Here is a 15,956-nt window from a genome sequence, read left to right as displayed (position 1 = left end):
CGTGACGCTCGGATGGCAGAGAGCGGGAACTTACCCATGGCGGGACCGGTAGCAGGCGTCAAAGTCGTCGAACTCGGGGTTTGGGTGGCCGGGCCGGCCGCCGGCGGCATCCTGGCGGACTGGGGCGCCGACGTGATCAAGATCGAGCCACCGGCCGGTGATCCGGCGCGCTTGTTCGGCCGGATGCTGGGCTGCGACCTGGGCCTCAACCCGCCGTTCGAGATGGACAACCGGTCCAAGCGCAGCGTCGTACTGGACCTCGGGACCGACGAGGGCCGCGGCGCCGCGTCCGAATTGCTCAGTGACGCCGACGTTTTCGTGACCAATGTGCGGCCCGGCGCGCTACGGCGCCTCGGCCTGGACTTCGGGGCGGTGTCGGCGGCCAACCCACGCCTGGTCTACGGCCTCATCACCGGGTACGGGGAAGACGGACCCGACGCCGACCGCGCCGCCTTCGACGTTGCCGCCTTCTGGTCCCGGGCCGGGGTGGCTCACCTGCTCACCCGCCCCGGCGACACACCCCCGTTTCAGCGCGGCGGCATGGGCGACCACTCCGCCGGCATGACGATGGCCGCGGCCGTGTGCGCCGCCCTGCTTGCCCGCGAACGGACCGGGACGGGCCAGCTGGTGACGACCTCGCTGTACCGGCAGGGCGCCTACACCGTGAGCTTCGACCTCAACACCTATCTGATGAGCGGGCAGCCGATCGCGATCGGCCAGCGCGAAACGATGGGCAATCCGTGCATGAACAACTATGCCGCCGCCGACGGCCGGCGATTCTGGATCGTGGGCCTGGAGGCCGAGCGGCATTGGCCGGCGCTGTGCCGTGCGGTGGGCCGGCCCGAGTGGCGCGACGATCCGCGGTTCGCCGATGCCCGCTCCCGCGCCGTCAACTCGGCCGAGCTGATCGCCGCTTTGGATGACATCTTCTCGACCCGCCCCCTCGACGCATGGGCGGAGGTGTTCGCCGGCGAACCGGACTTCTTCTGGTCACCGATCAACACCCTCGAGGACGTCGTCGCCGACGAGCAGTTCCACGCCGCGGGCGGCATCGTCGACGTCCCCGACGGCGAAGCCGCCGTGCCGATGGTTGCCACACCGGCGGATTTTCACGGTACTCCCTGGGCACCGCGTTCTGCGGCACCGGAACTCGGGCAGCACACCGAGGAAGTGCTGGCCGACCTCAAGGCGCGCCGCGGGTCCTGAGGGGCCGCGGGGAGCTTTACAAATTCCGCCAGAAGTGTCACGCTGTCCGGTGAGTCGCATCGCCCCGCGCGTGAAGCGGCTCCAGCCCATGACAAAGCGCTTGAGACCCGCCAGCGAACTGGTGGTGAGGAATGGATCGATGGTCGCTCCCACGTTCGACATCAGCAAGAGCAGCGCCGTGAAAGCAACCCGCGCGAACGGTGAGGGTTTGCGTTACCGGCTCGACGTCGTCGCGGCAAGCGCCGTCGATGTCGTGCAGTCGGCCGGTGGTTGGCTCTACGACCGGGCCATGGCCGGTTGGGAAGTGACCGTGCTGCTCCCGCGGGGCTGCGACACCCGCTCGCTGCGCATCCTGGGGGTGCGGGCCGCGGACCTCGAGCCGGAGCTCGCAGGATTGGGGGCGGGCTCGACGACCCTGGCCGTCAGCGCGCAGGCGTTCACCGACGACGCCCGGGTGCGTGACGCGGTGCTCGAGTCGCTGGACAGCCGGCTGATCGAGGTCGCCCTCTGGGGCGACGGATGGCCCCTGGGGGTGAATCGTGCGACCACCCGTGCGCAGCATCTGCTCAGCGGCGCGGCCCGCATGTTCAAGTGCTATGCGCTTGCGGCGGCGGGCATTCCGGACGCAACGGTCGATGCCACCGAGACGCTGCTGTGCGACACGGGCCTGGGGGCCGACTCAGAGCTGATCCGGCTCGATTAGGCCATGAAGAAGTACTTCGGACATACCCTGCTGTACTTGCACGAGACGATCTCGCTGGGATCCGGTCGAAGCGACCGTTTCACCGAGATTTTCGCCGACACCTATCAACCCATGATGGAGCAACTCGGCGCTCGGCTGTTCGCGATCTGGGAATCCACGCCGTACAACGGTCACTGGCCGCAGGTGACTGTCATCTGGGAGATCGACGGCTTCGCCGACTACGCGAGGATCGGGGCCGCGCAGGCGCGCGGCGGCAGCCACGAGGCCGCGTCCGGCAAATGGTCGGCGTTCCTGGCTGACATCGGCGCCTCGGGGGAGGGCCGCATCATGTACCCCGGGCCCAGCAATAAAACGCTCGGCCAGCTGCGCGAGGCCAAATTCACCGCGCCGCTGGTGATTCAAGAAATCATGCAGACCAAACCGGGACGCCAAGACGACTACATCCGCGAACTGGAGCGGCTCTATGTTCCGTGGTCGGAACGTACCGGTAAGCGCTGGCTCGGTTCGTTCACCACGACCTTCCGCTACAACGAAGTCATCCACTATTGGGCGCTGGACGGCGGCTGGGACTGTTTCGCCGAGCACTATCCGTCCTGGAAAGAGAGCCCACCGGCCGAGATCGTCACGTGGATGAGCGTGGCCCCCGCGTTACGTGACGGTTGGGAGGATTCCATTCTGCAGGCCCTCCCGCCGTCGCCGCTGCAGTGACGGAGCGACTGAACGCCGTGACCATCAACGACTTCCGCTACGACCCGTTCGATGCGGCGGTGATGGCAAACCCGTTGCCGTACTACAAGGTCCTGCGCGACCACCACCCGGTGTATTACATGCCGCAGTGGGACACGTTCGCGCTGTCGCGCTTCGAGGACATCTGGACGGTGCTGGAGGTCAACGACGGCACGTTCGTCGCCTCGGAAGGCACGCTGCCGCCGGCATCGGTTCTGGCGCAACACAACAGCGGGCCGGTCGCCGACCCGCCCCTGCACCCGTTGCCGTTTCACGCCATGTTCGACGCGGACCTCTACGGCGAGATCCGGCGCACCCACTCCCGGCCGTTTCGGCCGCGGTCGGTCACCGACCTGGAGGGCCGGATCCGCGCGCTGGCCAACGAACGCCTCGATGCGCTGCTTGCAGACGGTACGTTCGACCTGACCCAGGACTACGGCGGCATCGTGGTCGCCGCCATCGTCTGCGAACTCCTGGGCATCCCGACCGATCTCGCGCCACAGGTCCTCGCCACGGTCAACGCCGGCAGTCTCGCGCAGCCCGGCGAAGGCGTGGACACCGGCCAAGCGCGGCCCAACTACTTCGAATATCTGCTGCCCGCGGTTGCGCGCCGCCGCGCCGATCCGACCGGGGGACCGCTCGACGTGGTGGATGGCCTGCTCGGTTATCGCCTGCCCGATGGCAGCGCGCTCGACGACATGGAAGTCGCGACCCAGATGCTGTGCATCTTCATCGGGGGGACCGAGACGGTGCCGAAAATCGTCGCGCACGGACTTTGGGAGCTCAACCGGCGGCCCGACCAGCTGGCCGCCGTGCGCGCCGATCTGGACAACAACGTGCTCGTCGCGCGCGACGAGATGATCCGGTTCTGCGCGCCGGCGCAGTGGTTCGCCCGAACGGTGCGCAAGCCCTTCGAGATTCACGGCCAGACCCTCAACCCGGGCCAGCGCGTCATCACCCTGCTCGCCTCGGCCAACCGCGACGAGCGTGAATACCCCGAGCCCGACGAGTTCATCTGGGACCGGCCCATCGGACGCTCGCTGGCGTTCGGCCGTGGCCAGCACTTCTGCATCGGATACCACCTGGCGCGGCTGGAAGTGGCTGTGCTGCTGGCCGAATGGCTTCGCCGGGTACCGGACTACGCGATTCGAGACGACACGGCAACCCGGCTGCCGTCCAGCTTCCAGTGGGGCTGGAACAACATTCCGGTGGAGGTCTGACGTGTGGTGCCACCGGATCGTCGCCCCATACCTGTTCGAGCGCACCACGATTGACGACAAGTCACCCGAATGCCTGGCCGACGGGCAGGTGCTGCTGCGGTTTTCGGCCGCGGGTGTCTGCGGCAGCGATCTGCCGGCCTTTCGCGGCGCCAAGGGACGGATCCCCGGTGACGACGGCCGCAGCGGACCCGAGAAAGACGGTTTTCCCATTCACGAGGTCGCCGGCGAGGTGATCGCCAGCAGGCATCCCGCACACCGTCCCGGCGATCACGTCGTCGGTTGGGCCTCCGGGTTCGACGGCATGATGGAACGCATCGTCAGCGACGGCGAAGGACTGGCGCCCTACGATCCGGCGCTGACCCCGGCCCAGGCGGTGGGGCTGCAGCCACTGGCGTGCGTCCTCTACGCCTGCGACCAACTCGGCGACCTGGCCGGCCGGCACGTCGCGATCATCGGGCAGGGATCGATCGGCCTGTTGTTCTCCTATGTCGCCAAGGCGGCGGGCGCGCGACGCGTCACCGGGGTCGACCCGATTGATCGCCGCGACCTGGCAAGGGCTTTCGGGGTCGACGAGCCGGTGCGCGCCACCAGTGACCGCTGGGTGAGTCAACTCGGGCCCACGGAACGCGCAGACGTCGTCATCGAGGCCGTCGGTCACCAGGTCGCCACCCTGAACCACGCGATCGACGCGGCCGCCCCCGGCGGTACCGTGTTCTATTTCGGTGTCGCCGACGACGAGATGTATCCGATCAGCATGCGGACGATGTTGCGCAACAACCTGACCCTGAAATCCGGTGTGACGCTGGACCGCCGGCGGATGCTGGAACTGGCCGGCAAGTTCGCCGCCGAGCACCCGTGGCTGCTGGGCGCCTACCTCACCCACACCTTCGGCATCGACGGGGTGCAGAACGCATTCGAACTAGCCTGCCGGCCGGTCGCCGAACGCATCAAGATCGCCATCGCCGAATGAGTCGACCATGACAGACGCCTCGCCGAGCGCCCTACAGCTGGCGCTGGGCCGCAAGGCCCCGATATTCGGCGGCTGGGTCACCGGCCCCACGGCGCTGGGGCCCGAGGAATTCGCCCGTGCCGGTTACGATTACGTCGGCTTCGATGCCCAACACGGCTATCTCGACGACGCCGGCATCGCCGAAATCCTGCGCCGCACCGAGCACCTGGCCGTCGGCACGGTGGTGCGCCTGCCCGATGCCGACGCGGCGCCGATCGGGCGGGTTCTCGACGCGGGCGCCGACGCCGTCGTCATCGCGATGATCGAGTCGGCGGACCAGGCCGCCGCGGCGGTGGCCGCCAGCCACTACCCGCCGCGGGGCGTGCGCAGCTTCGGTCCGCTGCGCGCCAGCCTGGGCCACGATCCCGCCGCCCACGAGTCACGGGCCGCCGTGTTCGCGATGATCGAGACCGCGGGCGCGCTGTCCGGCATCCACGAGATCTGCGCCGTCGACGGCCTGACCGGAATCTACGTCGGCCCAGCCGATCTGGCCATTTCGCTGGGCGTGGGCGTCGTCGGCGCCACCCGTCATCCGGACGTGCTCGCCGCGATCGTGCGCATCCACCGGGCGGCGTCGGAGGCGGGCCTCGTCACCGGCATTCACGCCGGGGACGGCAAGACGGGTCACGCCATGGCGCAGTTGGGATTCGGCATGATCACCCTGGCAGCCGAGTCACAGGCGTTGCGACGAGGCGCCGCGGAGCACCTGCGCGAGGCCACGCAATGACAGACGACGAGGCTAAAATCCGTGAGCTCCTCGCCGGCTACGCTCTGGCACTCGACGTCGGCGACGTCGACGAATGCGCCCGGCTGTTCGCCCCCGACGGCGAATTCCTGGTCTATGGCAAAACTTACGCCGGTCATGACGCCATCGCGGGCATGTTCCGCGCCGCGGCCCGCGGCCTGCACCTGAACGGCAGCGTGCGGATCGAGGTCGACGGGGAGCGCGCCGCGGCCAGATCGCAGGTGCTGTTCGTTCGCGCGGGCGACCTGCAGCTGCGGCCCGCGATCTACGATGACGAGCTGACCCGCGTCGACGGGCAGTGGTTCTTTGCACGCCGCCGCTGCCGCTTCGTCACCAGCGCCGGACTGGCCGACAGCCCAGAGGTGAGCCCAGCATGAATCAACGCGTCGCACTGGTGACTGGAGCCGCCGGCGGGCAAGGCTGGTCCATCGCCAAACGCCTGCGAGACAAAGGGTTTTCGGTGGCGGCGTGCGACCTGCGGACAGCCGAACTGGTCACCGCGGTCGGCGAAGCGGACGACGATGGCCCGATCGCCCTCGAGCTGGACGTCACCTCACCCGAGCAGTGGCAAACCGTGGTCGCCGAGGTCGTCGCGCGCTTCGGGTCGCTGAGCACGCTGGTCAACTGCGCCGGCGTGCTGCACCGGGCGTCGCTGACCGAGGAGACGCCCGACGGCTTCGAAACCGCTTGGCGGGTCAACTGTCTGGGCTCATTCCTCGGGATGCGCGCAGCGCTGGAACAGCTACTCAAGGCGCCGAACGCCTCGATCGTCAACATCTGCAGCACCGGTGCGATCCGCCCCTTCCCGCAGCACAGCGCCTACGGGTCGTCGAAGTGGGCGCTACGCGGGCTGACCCAGACCGTCGCGGCCGAACTCGCCCCCTCCGGCGTCCGGGTCAACGCCATCTTCCCCGGGCCGATTGCCACATCGATGCTCGACGCGGCCACCCAGGCGCGGCTGGTCGAGGCGTCCATGTTCGGGCGGATTGGCGAGGCCGATGAAGTCGCCGACGCCGTGGCCTTCCTGGTGTCTGACGAGGCATCGTTCATCACCGGCTCCGAACTCGTCATCGACGGTGGGCAATGCCTGCAGATCCGATGAACATCGGCATCATCGGCGCCGGGCCCGGTGGCCTGGCGCTAGGAATCATGTTGTCGCGCGCCGGGTTTGACAGCTTCACCATCTTTGACCGGGAGGACGGCGTCGGGGGCACCTGGCGAATCAACACCTATCCGGGGCTGGCGTGCGACGTCAAATCGCACCTCTACTCCTACTCGTTCGACCTGAACGCCGACTGGTCGCGCCTATGGTCAGCGCAACCCGAGATCCTGGACTACTTCGAGCGATGCGCCGCCAAATACGGGTTGCGTCCACACCTGCGCCTGCGGACCGAAATCAAAGCGGCACACTGGGATCCCGATAGTCAATTGTGGTGCTTGTCCACCGCGTCCGGCGAGCTGCACCACTTCAACGTGGTGGTCTCGGCGGTCGGATTGTTCACCCGGCCGCTGCTTCCGGACCTCGTCGAGGAAGAGCCGTTCACCGGAACCCTGATGCACTCGTCGCGCTGGGATCACTCGATCCCGTTGCAAGACAAACGGATCGCCGTACTGGGCACCGGTTCGACGGCCTCCCAGCTGATCCCCGAACTGGCCAAGGTCGCCGACAAGGTGTATTCGGTGCAACGGTCGCCGACCTGGATCCTGCCCAAACCGGACCGGCACTACACGCAGCGCGAACGCTGGTTGTTCGCGCACCTCCCGTTCGCCAAAAAGCTCTACCGGACCCGGCTGTGGCTGCGCAGCGAATCCAACATCGCGGTGATCGAGCACGGCAGCGAAAAGACCGAGGAATTCAAGGCGGTCGCGCTGGGGCTGCTCGAGAAGACCGTCACTGACGAGGAGTTGCGCCGCAAGCTCACGCCGGATCACCCGATGGGGTGCAAGCGGCTGGTCTTCTCCTCGGACTACCTGCCCGCGCTGATTCGGCCCAACGTCGAGGTGGTGAGCAGCCCGGCGCGCTCGCTGAGGGCCCGGTCCCTGGTGACCGAAGACGGCACCGAACGCGAGGTGGACCTGGTGGTCTGCGCCACCGGATACGCCGCGGCCGACTACCTCGCGGAGCTGGACGTGGTCGGCGAAGACGGCGTCACCCTGCGGGAGGTCTGGCGGGACGGGGCCCACGCCTACCTCGGCATGGCCGTGCCGGGCTTCCCCAACTTCTTCATGCTGTACGGACCCAACACCAACGTCGGGTCCAACAGCGTCATCTTCATCCTCGAGGCGCAGGCGCGCTACATCGTGCGGGCCCTGAAATATTTGCGGCGCAGGGGCAAGCGCTACATCGCGGTGCGACCCGCCGCGCTGGCCGACTTCGTCACCAAGATCGATCGATGGATGGTCGGAACCGTCTGGACCACCCAGTGCAGCAACTACTTCCGCGCCCCCAACGGGCGAGTGGTCACCCAGTGGCCGCGCAGCGCGCGCGCCTTCTGGAGCATGACGCGCAGGTTCTCCCCGGCCGACTTCCGTTTCACCGCGCCCGCCACGTCGGCGACCGAGGCGGTCACCGCCGCGCAGCGGGATGTGCGGTGACGGAGCTGGACGGCGCCAATCGGCTTGATCCCGCACTGCGTGACGTCGCTACGACGCGGACCGAGTTCTCGTCGGCCGCAATAGGACTCACCCGCGAACCGTTCAACGAGCGCCGCCGGCTGACCGCCGGGCAGACCGATGCGCGCGGGGTCCGGATCGCCGAGGATCGCGTGCCCACGGAGTCCGGCGGCGTCAGCGTGCGCATCTATCGCGGTGGACCTGACGACCGGGCGCCGGGCGTGGTGTACTGCCACGCCGGTGGTTTCGCGCTGGGCAACCTGGACACCGATCACCGCCAATGCGTGGAACTTTCGCGGCGCGGCCGCTGCACGGTGGTCTCGGTGGACTATCGGCTCGCCCCCGAACACCCCTTCCCGGCTGCCCTCGAGGATGCGAGCGCCGTGCTGCGGTGGATGGCCGCGAACGCGGGGGATCTGGAAGCGGACCCGGGACGCCTGGCCGTCGCGGGCAGCAGCGCCGGCGCCGCCCTGGCCGCCGGACTTGCGCAGCGGGCCGCCGACAGGACACTGCCGCCGGTGGCCTTCCAGTTGCTACACCAACCGGTGCTCGACGATCGGATCACCGGATCGAAGGTGGAGTTCCGCACCAGTCCGGCGTTCGACGGCGAGGCCGCCGAACTGATGTGGCGCCACTACCTGGGACCGGCCGGCGCCTCGGCTGCCTCGGTGCCCGCGCGGCGCAACAAAATCGCCGGACTGCCACCGGCTTTGATCACCTGCGCTGAGATCGACCCGTTCCGCGACGAGGCGCTCGATTACGCGCTACGGCTCCTGCGCGCCGGGGTCTCGGCCGAGCTGCACGTCTTCGCGCGCGCCTGTCACGGGTTCGATTCGCTGCTGCCCGATTGGGCCGGCTCGCAACGATTGTTCGCGCTACACGGCCACGCCCTGTCCGACGCATTGCACGGCGACTAACTAGCCGTCGAACCTGATCAGTTGCCGCACGGCGGTGCCGTCGGCCAGATTGTCCATCGCCTCGTTGATGTTCTCCAACGGAATCGTCGACGACACCAGCGATTCCACCGGCAACCGACCCGACCGCCACAGCTCCACGAACCGGGGGATATCCCGGCTGGGCACCGCAGAGCCCAGGTAACTCCCGATCAGCGACCGGCCCTCCGCCACAAAACCCAACGGCGACACGCTGATTCGTGCGGTCGGCGGCGGCAGACCCACGGTGATGGTGCGCCCACCGGGGGCCGTCAGGCCGATCGAGGTCTCCAGTGCGGCCGGATGACCGACGGCCTCGACGACCACCGCGGCCTTAACCCCGGCCTCGGCGGCCTGCTGCGGCGTGTACGCCTCGTGGGCGCCCAGGCGGCGGGCGGCGGCCAACTTCTCCGGCAACTGATCGACGGCGACCACCCGGACATCGTCGTAGGTGAGCGCGGTAAGCAGCGCCGCCATCCCCACACCGCCGAGCCCGACCACGGCGACCGTCTGGCCTGGCCGCGGATGGCCCACGTTGAGCACCGCGCCGCCGCCGGTGAGGACCGCGCAACCCAGCAGCGCGGCGACGTCGGCCGGCACTTCTTCGGGCACCGCGACCGCGCTGGCCCGATTGACGACCGCGTGCGTCGCGAATCCCGAGACACCGAGGTGGTGATAGACCGGGTGGCCGGCCCGGCTGAGCCGAATGTCGCCGCCGAGCAAGGTGCCTGCGCCGTTCGCCGCGCTGCCCGGTTCACACGGCGTCAGGCCCTCGGTTGCGCAGGCCGCGCAATGACCGCAGCGCGGCAAGAACACCAGCACCACCCGCTGGCCGACGGCCAGGTCGTCGACCCCCTCGCCGACCCGCTCGACGATCCCGGCGGCCTCGTGGCCGAGCAACATCGGCACCGGCCGCACCCGGTTGCCGTCGACCACCGACAGGTCCGAGTGGCAGACGCCGGCCGCCTCGATACGGACTAGGACTTCGTCGTGGCCCGGGGGTGCGAGGTCGAGTTCGGCGATGCTGATCGGCCGCGACTGCGCGTAGGGCCGCGGTGACGCGATGCGCTCCAGTACCGCGCCCCGAATTCCAGACATGCTGGAATACAACCATGACGTCGGCTTCCGTAGTTCCGCCCGCACCGGACGGGCTGACCAGCAACGACTTTCCGGTGCTGTGGCCGGTCGGAACCCGGTGGGCCGACAACGACATGTTCGGCCACCTCAACAACGCCGTGTACTACCAGCTGTTCGACACCGCGATCAACGCCTGGATCAACACCAGCACCGAGCTGGACCCGATCACCACGCCCGCGCTGGGCATCGTCGCCGAATCGGGCTGCCGCTACTTCACCGAACTGCAATTCCCGCAGAACCTCGTGGTCGGCCTGGCCGTCACGCGGCTGGGCCGCAGCAGCGTCACCTACCGCCTGGGCGTGTTCCCGGCCGCCGGAAACGAGCCCGCTGAAAGCGACGCGCAACCCATCACCGCGCTGGGGCACTGGGTGCACGTCTACGTCGACCGGGTCACCCGCAAGCCCGTCCCGATCCCCGACGCCGTCCGGGCGCTGCTGGCGACCGCCGCCGTCGACGAATAAGAGCCCAATAACGGCCTGACACCAGGGCTTTCGCCGTCGAGGCGGCCGCGAAGGCACCGCAAGGAGATCCGCCGTCCGGCTATGCTTCGCGCATGCCAGTCATGAGCAAGACCGTCGAGGTGGACGCCGACGCCGCGTTGATCATGAAGATCGTCGGCGACTTCGAGGCCTACCCGCAGTGGAACCAGGAGATCAAGGGTCTCTGGGTGCTCGCCCGCTACGACGACGGGCGCCCCAGCCAGCTGCGGCTCGACACCGAGTACCAAGGCATGCAGAGCATGTTCATCCAGGCCGTGTACTACCCCGGCGAAAACCAGATCCAGACCGTCCTGCAGCAGGGCGACCTCTTCACCAAGCAGGAGCAGCTGTTCAGCGTGGTGTCGATGGGGACGTCCAGCCTGCTGACTGTCGATCTGGACGTCGAAACATCGATGCCGGTGCCGGCACCGATGGTGAAGCAACTCCTCAACAATGTGCTCGACCATCTGGCCGAAAGCCTGAAGCAGCGCGCCGAGCAGCTGGCCGCGAGCTAGTCGAAGATTCCGGTGCGGTCGCGCATCTCGGCCAGTCGGGTCGCGGCATCGGTGAATTGCCACAGGGTGTGCTCGATCACCGCGGCGGTTTCGCGCCGGCGCAGCGCGGCGATCAGCTGGCGGTGGTTGTCGACGGCGGCCTCTCCCCACTGCGGGTCGGCGGCGTAGACCAGCACCGGCATGTAGCGCGCGGCGTTGAGCAGGAACCAGGCCAGTTTGATGCGCCCACTCGCCTGGTTGAAGACTCGGTGGAACGCGAACTCGATGCCCGCGATGGTCTCGGCATCGCCGGACCCGACGGCCGCGGCCAACGAGTCGTTGATGCGGTCCAGCTCGTCGATCTCTGCCTCGGTGACGTGGTCGGTGGCCGCGGCCGCCAGCTCCCGCGCGATCGATGCCTGCAGCCAGAAGATGTCCTCGATGTCCTGCCGGGTCAAGGGCAGCACGACGTGGCCGCGGTGCGGTTCGAGCTGAACCATGCCCTCGCCGCGCAACTTCAGCAGGGCTTCACGCACCGGGGTGACGCTGACTCCGAGCTCTGCCGCGGTCTCGTCGAGGCGGATGAACGTCCCCGGCCGCAGCGTGCCGGACATGATCGCGGCCCGCAGATGGCCAGCCACCGCGTCGGACAACTGCGCCCGGCGCAGCGGCCGCCGACTCCTCGGCTGCATTGACATCGGTGCGTTCACGGGACTGCCAGGGCTTTCGTGGGCTTGGCCGGACGGGGTTGAAGTTTTGACGGGTGTTAACGCGGACTTGTCAGTAGACCGTCAACGCCATAGTGTGACCCACACAACACCAAGTTTTATCAAATATCAACCTGGCGCAAGCGGTGCGCGAGTGAAGGGGAGTGTTTAGTTTGACCGCGCAATTGGTGAACCATCCGACCCAGGCGGACGAGCAGCCGTACCTCGCCCGGCGCCAGAACTGGGTGAACCAGTTGGAACGCCACGCGCTGATGCAGCCGAAGGCGACGGCGCTGCGGTTCCTGGGCAAAACCCTGACGTGGGGCGACCTGCGCAGCCGGGTCGCGGCGCTGGCCGATGCGTTGAGCCGCCGGGGTGTCGGCTTCGGTGACCGGGTCATGATCCTGATGCTCAACCGCACCGAGTTCGTCGAGTCGGTGCTGGCCGTCAACATGCTCGGCGCCATTGCGGTCCCGCTGAACTTCCGGCTCACCCCGGCCGAAATCGCCTTCCTGGTCCAGGACTGCGAAGCGCGCGTCATCATCACCGAACCCGTGCTGGCAGCGGTGGCCATCGGGGTCCGCGACATCGAATCTTTGCTGAGCACCATCGTGGTGGCCGGCGGTCCGACCGACGACAGCGTGCTGGGCTACGAGGACCTGATCAATGAGTCCGGACAAGAGCACCGGCCCGTCGACATCCCGAACGACTCGCCTGCGCTGATCATGTACACCTCGGGCACGACCGGGCGGCCCAAGGGCGCCGTGCTGACCCACACGAATCTGACCGGCCAGACGATGACCGGCCTGTACACCAACGGCGCCGACATCAACAGCGACGTCGGGTTCATCGGTGTGCCGTTCTTCCACATCGCCGGCATCGGCAACATGCTGACCGGGGTGCTGCTCGGCATCCCGACGGTGATCTACCCGCTCGGCGCGTTCGAGCCCGGGCAGCTGCTCGACGTGCTCGCCGCGGAGAAGGTCACCGGCATCTTCCTGGTGCCCGCCCAGTGGCAGGCGGTCTGCGCCGAACAGCAGGCCCGCCCCCGCGACCTGAAATTGCGGGTGATCTCGTGGGGCGCCGCGCCTGCACCCGACGCGCTGCTGCGGGAGATGTCGGCGAGGTTCCCCGGCACCCAGATTCTGGCCGCCTTCGGCCAGACGGAGATGTCGCCGGTGACGTGCATGTTGCTGGGCGAGGACGCCATTCGCAAACGTGGCTCGGTCGGCAAGGTGATCCCCACCGTGGCCGCCCGCGTCGTCGACGAAAACATGAATGACGTGCCGATCGGTGAGGTTGGCGAAATCGTTTACCGCGCACCAACTTTGATGAGCGGCTACTGGAACAACCCGGAGGCCACCGCCGAGGCCTTCGCCGGCGGCTGGTTCCACTCCGGCGACCTCGTCCGCATGGACTCCGAGGGCTACGTGTGGGTGGTCGACCGCAAGAAGGACATGATCATCTCCGGTGGCGAGAACATCTACTGCGCCGAGGTGGAAAACGTCCTCGCCAGCCACCCCAGCATCGTCGAGGTCGCCGTGATCGGCCGGGCCCACGACAAGTGGGGTGAGGTGCCCATCGCGGTGGCCGCTGTCGCGGATGACAATTTGCGGCTCGATCAGCTCGATGAGTTTTTGACCGAACGGCTGGCGCGATACAAGCACCCCAAGGCGCTCGAGATCGTCGACGCCCTGCCGCGCAACCCGGCCGGCAAGGTGCTCAAGACTGAACTACGGGTGCGGTACGGAGTCGGACAAATCGACTAAATCCATTCTCGGGCAAGAGGTTTTAGGAGTAGAGAAGAAAGGCGACAGGAGCTGTAACGTTTGCCAGCGGTTGGCGAAGGGTTAATTGTGCGGATGCGGTTCACACGTGCTTGGCCATCGGGTACATTCCTGTGGTCTCCGTTACTACTTGCCAGTAGGGAGCCGATGGTCACAGGCATCATTCCGGGGCGAGGTGGGGACGACCCCAGCTACATAGCGGTGAGGGGGCGAGGCGTGCTACACGATCCGCCGCGACGCCACGAAGCGCGCGGTGACGGCCGGAGGGGGGAGTGGTGACTTCAACGTCGACGAATCGGCAAGGCCCCTACCTGGTCAATTATGTGCGCGACCAAGCGCGGACGCCCTTGACGCTCGTCGGGGGATTCTTCCGGATGTGCGTCTTGACCGGGAAAGCGCTGTTCCGCCGGCCTTTCCAGGCGCGCGAATTCATCCTGCAGTGCTGGTTCATCATGCGGGTCGCGTTCCTGCCGACCGTCTTCGTCTCGATCCCGTTGACCGTGTTGCTGATCTTCACGCTCAACGTGCTGCTCGCTCAGTTCGGGGCCGCTGACCTGTCCGGTGCCGGCGCGGCGATCGGCGCCGTCACCCAGCTCGGCCCGCTGACCACGGTGCTGGTGGTCGCCGGTGCCGGCTCGACGGCGATCTGCGCGGACCTTGGTGCCCGCACCATCCGCGAGGAGATCGACGCGATGGAGGTGCTCGGCATCGACCCGATCCACCGCCTGGTGGTGCCCAGGGTGCTCGCCGCGACCCTGGTCGCTACGTTGCTCAACGGCCTGGTGATCACTGTCGGCCTGGTCGGTGGCTACCTGTTCGGCGTCTACTTGCAGAATGTGTCGGGCGGTGCGTACCTGGCCACCCTGACCACCATCACCGGCCTGCCCGAGGTTGTCATCGCGACGGTCAAAGCCGCCGTATTCGGCCTCATTGCCGGACTGGTCGGCTGCTACCGCGGCCTGACCGTGAGCGGCGGCTCCAAGGGCCTGGGCACCGCCGTCAACGAGACCGTCGTGCTCTGCGTCGTCGCGCTCTACGCCGTCAACGTGGTGCTGACGACCATCGGCGTGCGGTTCGGGACGGGACACTGACATGTCGACATCCGCCGTCCTTCGCTCGCGCTTCCCGCGGGCGGCAGAGAACCTCAACCGCTACGGCCTCGCCGCGGCCCGCGGCCTCGACGACATGGGTCAGATGGCGTGGTTCGGCGCGACCGCCGTCGGCAGCATTCCGCACGCGCTACGCAACTACCGCAAAGAGACCCTGCGACTCATCGCCCAGATCGGCATGGGCACCGGCGCGATGGCGGTCATCGGTGGCACCGTCGCCATCGTCGGCTTCGTGACGTTGTCCGGTAGCTCGCTGGTCGCCATCCAGGGCTTCGCCTCGCTCGGCAACATCGGAGTCGAGGCGTTCACCGGCTTCTTCGCCGCGCTGATCAACGTGCGCATCGCCGCGCCCGTCGTGACCGGCATCGCCATGGCCGCCACGGTCGGTGCCGGCGCCACGGCGGAGCTGGGCGCGATGCGCATCAGCGAGGAGGTCGACGCCCTGGAAGTGATGGGCATCAAGTCGATTTCGTTCCTGGCGTCCACCCGCATCATGGCCGGGTTGGTCGTGATCATCCCCATCTACTCGATGGCGATCATCATGACTTTCCTGTCGCCACAGATCACGACGACGGTGATCTATGGGCAGTCGAACGGCACCTACGAGCACTACTTCAGGACGTTCCTGCGTCCCGAGGACGTGTTCTGGTCGTTCGTGGAAGCCATCATCATCACCGCGGTGGTGATGATCACCCACTGCTTCTACGGCTACAACGCCGGCGGCGGTCCGGTCGGCGTGGGTGAGGCCGTCGGCCGCTCGATGCGCTTTTCGTTGGTGTCGGTACAGGTTGTCGTGTTGTCCGCCGCGTTGGCGCTCTATGGCGTCAATCCGAACTTCGCACTCACGGTGTAACCGACATGGCGCGAGCGATTCAGATCAACCCACCGCGGACCCCGCCGTACAAGCTGGCCGGCGTAGCGCTTTTGATCGTGTTCGCACTGATTCTGGCGTTGGTATACGGGCAGTTTCGGGGCAGCTTCACCGCCAAGTCGCAGCTGACCATGCTCGCGGCGCGGGCCGGGTTGGTGATGGATCCGGGTTCGAAGGTCACCTACAACGGGGTGGAGATCGGCCGGGTGGGGTCGATT

18 protein-coding genes are annotated in these 15,956 nt (G+C 67.6%); 16 read left to right on the top strand and 2 right to left on the bottom strand.

All coding sequences use genetic code 11. From position 1 onward, the window contains the following. The first annotated feature begins 36 nt into the window (after positions 1-36). The 10 genes from A5753_RS16520 to A5753_RS16475 all read left to right on the top strand — a co-directional run bounded on the left by A5753_RS16520 (position 37) and on the right by A5753_RS16475 (position 9,139). Entirely contained in the window at positions 37-1,206 is a 1,170-nt protein-coding gene (locus tag A5753_RS16520; RefSeq protein ID WP_067130234.1) for a CaiB/BaiF CoA-transferase family protein, read from the top strand. 139 nt (positions 1,207-1,345) lie between these two features. After that, the gene (locus tag A5753_RS16515) at positions 1,346-1,909 is read left to right on the top strand and encodes a hypothetical protein (RefSeq protein ID WP_067130512.1); all 564 of its coding nucleotides are present in this window, start codon (positions 1,346-1,348) and stop codon (positions 1,907-1,909) included. Between the two features lie 3 nt (positions 1,910-1,912). After that, the gene (locus tag A5753_RS16510; RefSeq protein WP_067130231.1) at positions 1,913-2,617 is read left to right on the top strand and encodes an NIPSNAP family protein; all 705 of its coding nucleotides are present in this window, start codon (positions 1,913-1,915) and stop codon (positions 2,615-2,617) included. Between the two features lie 62 nt (positions 2,618-2,679). After that, on the top strand, positions 2,680-3,855 hold the full coding sequence (locus A5753_RS16505; protein ID WP_067130509.1) for a cytochrome P450: 1,176 nt from the start codon (positions 2,680-2,682) through the stop codon (positions 3,853-3,855). 1 nt (position 3,856) lies between these two features. Continuing rightward, complete coding sequence (locus A5753_RS16500; protein ID WP_067130228.1) at positions 3,857-4,825, top strand: zinc-binding dehydrogenase; 969 nt, start codon at positions 3,857-3,859, stop codon at positions 4,823-4,825. 7 nt (positions 4,826-4,832) lie between these two features. Next, positions 4,833-5,591: an HpcH/HpaI aldolase/citrate lyase family protein gene (locus A5753_RS16495; RefSeq protein WP_067130225.1), complete on the top strand. Its 759-nt coding sequence runs from the start codon at positions 4,833-4,835 to the stop codon at positions 5,589-5,591. Next, positions 5,588-5,986, top strand: a complete 399-nt coding sequence (locus A5753_RS16490) for a nuclear transport factor 2 family protein (RefSeq protein ID WP_067130222.1) — start codon at positions 5,588-5,590, stop codon at positions 5,984-5,986. The genes A5753_RS16495 and A5753_RS16490 overlap by 4 nt, the downstream gene beginning before the upstream one ends. Further along, the gene (locus A5753_RS16485; RefSeq protein WP_067130220.1) at positions 5,983-6,711 is read left to right on the top strand and encodes an SDR family NAD(P)-dependent oxidoreductase; all 729 of its coding nucleotides are present in this window, start codon (positions 5,983-5,985) and stop codon (positions 6,709-6,711) included. The genes A5753_RS16490 and A5753_RS16485 overlap by 4 nt, the downstream gene beginning before the upstream one ends. Continuing rightward, positions 6,693-8,204 (top strand): NAD(P)/FAD-dependent oxidoreductase, encoded by a 1,512-nt coding sequence (locus A5753_RS16480; RefSeq protein WP_067130217.1) that lies wholly within the window; start codon positions 6,693-6,695, stop codon positions 8,202-8,204. Before A5753_RS16485 ends, A5753_RS16480 begins: the two co-directional genes overlap by 19 nt. Next, positions 8,201-9,139 (top strand): alpha/beta hydrolase, encoded by a 939-nt coding sequence (locus A5753_RS16475; protein WP_067130214.1) that lies wholly within the window; start codon positions 8,201-8,203, stop codon positions 9,137-9,139. Before A5753_RS16480 ends, A5753_RS16475 begins: the two co-directional genes overlap by 4 nt. Here the strand turns inward: A5753_RS16475 and A5753_RS16470 are convergent, their stop codons facing one another. After that, positions 9,140-10,252, bottom strand: a complete 1,113-nt coding sequence (locus A5753_RS16470; protein WP_067130506.1) for an alcohol dehydrogenase catalytic domain-containing protein — start codon at positions 10,250-10,252, stop codon at positions 9,140-9,142. A 14-nt stretch (positions 10,253-10,266) separates the two neighbouring features. On the opposite strand from A5753_RS16470, the gene A5753_RS16465 reads away from it, so the two are divergent. Next, positions 10,267-10,752: a thioesterase family protein gene (locus tag A5753_RS16465; RefSeq protein ID WP_067130211.1), complete on the top strand. Its 486-nt coding sequence runs from the start codon at positions 10,267-10,269 to the stop codon at positions 10,750-10,752. Positions 10,753-10,844: 92 nt separating this feature from the next. Continuing rightward, positions 10,845-11,285, top strand: coding sequence for an SRPBCC family protein (locus A5753_RS16460; RefSeq protein ID WP_067130208.1), 441 nt, complete (start codon positions 10,845-10,847; stop codon positions 11,283-11,285). Here A5753_RS16460 and A5753_RS16455 read toward each other — a convergent pair. Then, positions 11,282-11,962 (bottom strand): GntR family transcriptional regulator, encoded by a 681-nt coding sequence (locus tag A5753_RS16455; protein WP_197694721.1) that lies wholly within the window; start codon positions 11,960-11,962, stop codon positions 11,282-11,284. The two genes, A5753_RS16460 and A5753_RS16455, sit on opposite strands and share 4 nt — an antisense overlap. A gap of 182 nt (positions 11,963-12,144) precedes the next feature. Between A5753_RS16455 and fadD5 the strand changes: the two genes are divergently transcribed. The 4 genes from fadD5 to A5753_RS16435 form a co-directional block, all read left to right on the top strand. After that, a complete protein-coding gene (gene fadD5, locus A5753_RS16450; RefSeq protein ID WP_067130502.1) occupies positions 12,145-13,740 on the top strand; it encodes a fatty-acid--CoA ligase FadD5 in 1,596 nt (531 codons plus the stop codon). A 293-nt stretch (positions 13,741-14,033) separates the two neighbouring features. After that, complete coding sequence (locus tag A5753_RS16445) at positions 14,034-14,849, top strand: ABC transporter permease (RefSeq protein WP_067130500.1); 816 nt, start codon at positions 14,034-14,036, stop codon at positions 14,847-14,849. A gap of 1 nt (position 14,850) precedes the next feature. Then, positions 14,851-15,720 carry an ABC transporter permease gene (locus A5753_RS16440; RefSeq protein ID WP_067130199.1) on the top strand — a complete coding sequence of 290 codons (870 nt, stop codon included), beginning with the start codon at positions 14,851-14,853 and terminating at the stop codon, positions 15,718-15,720. Positions 15,721-15,725: 5 nt separating this feature from the next. Beyond that, the coding region (locus tag A5753_RS16435) for an MlaD family protein (RefSeq protein ID WP_156656135.1) at positions 15,726-15,956 on the top strand (231 nt) is incomplete at its 3' end.

This window comes from Mycobacterium sp. 852002-51971_SCH5477799-a (genome assembly GCF_001667145.1).
Lineage (GTDB): Bacteria > Actinomycetota > Actinomycetes > Mycobacteriales > Mycobacteriaceae > Mycobacterium.
Note: the sequence above shows the minus strand (reverse complement) of the source record. Positions and strands in the feature narration are given on the sequence as shown.

Coding starts and splice junctions, on each gene's coding strand:
- A5753_RS16520 (WP_067130234.1), top strand. CDS start 37: ATGGCGGGACCGGTAGCAGGCGTCAAAGTCGTCGAACTCGGGGTTTGG.
- A5753_RS16515 (WP_067130512.1), top strand. CDS start 1,346: ATGGTCGCTCCCACGTTCGACATCAGCAAGAGCAGCGCCGTGAAAGCA.
- A5753_RS16510 (WP_067130231.1), top strand. CDS start 1,913: ATGAAGAAGTACTTCGGACATACCCTGCTGTACTTGCACGAGACGATC.
- A5753_RS16505 (WP_067130509.1), top strand. CDS start 2,680: ATGGCAAACCCGTTGCCGTACTACAAGGTCCTGCGCGACCACCACCCG.
- A5753_RS16495 (WP_067130225.1), top strand. CDS start 4,833: ATGACAGACGCCTCGCCGAGCGCCCTACAGCTGGCGCTGGGCCGCAAG.
- A5753_RS16490 (WP_067130222.1), top strand. CDS start 5,588: ATGACAGACGACGAGGCTAAAATCCGTGAGCTCCTCGCCGGCTACGCT.
- A5753_RS16485 (WP_067130220.1), top strand. CDS start 5,983: ATGAATCAACGCGTCGCACTGGTGACTGGAGCCGCCGGCGGGCAAGGC.
- A5753_RS16480 (WP_067130217.1), top strand. CDS start 6,693: ATGCCTGCAGATCCGATGAACATCGGCATCATCGGCGCCGGGCCCGGT.
- A5753_RS16470 (WP_067130506.1), bottom strand. CDS start 10,252: ATGTCTGGAATTCGGGGCGCGGTACTGGAGCGCATCGCGTCACCGCGG.
- A5753_RS16465 (WP_067130211.1), top strand. CDS start 10,267: ATGACGTCGGCTTCCGTAGTTCCGCCCGCACCGGACGGGCTGACCAGC.
- A5753_RS16460 (WP_067130208.1), top strand. CDS start 10,845: ATGCCAGTCATGAGCAAGACCGTCGAGGTGGACGCCGACGCCGCGTTG.
- A5753_RS16455 (WP_197694721.1), bottom strand. CDS start 11,962: ATGTCAATGCAGCCGAGGAGTCGGCGGCCGCTGCGCCGGGCGCAGTTG.
- A5753_RS16440 (WP_067130199.1), top strand. CDS start 14,851: ATGTCGACATCCGCCGTCCTTCGCTCGCGCTTCCCGCGGGCGGCAGAG.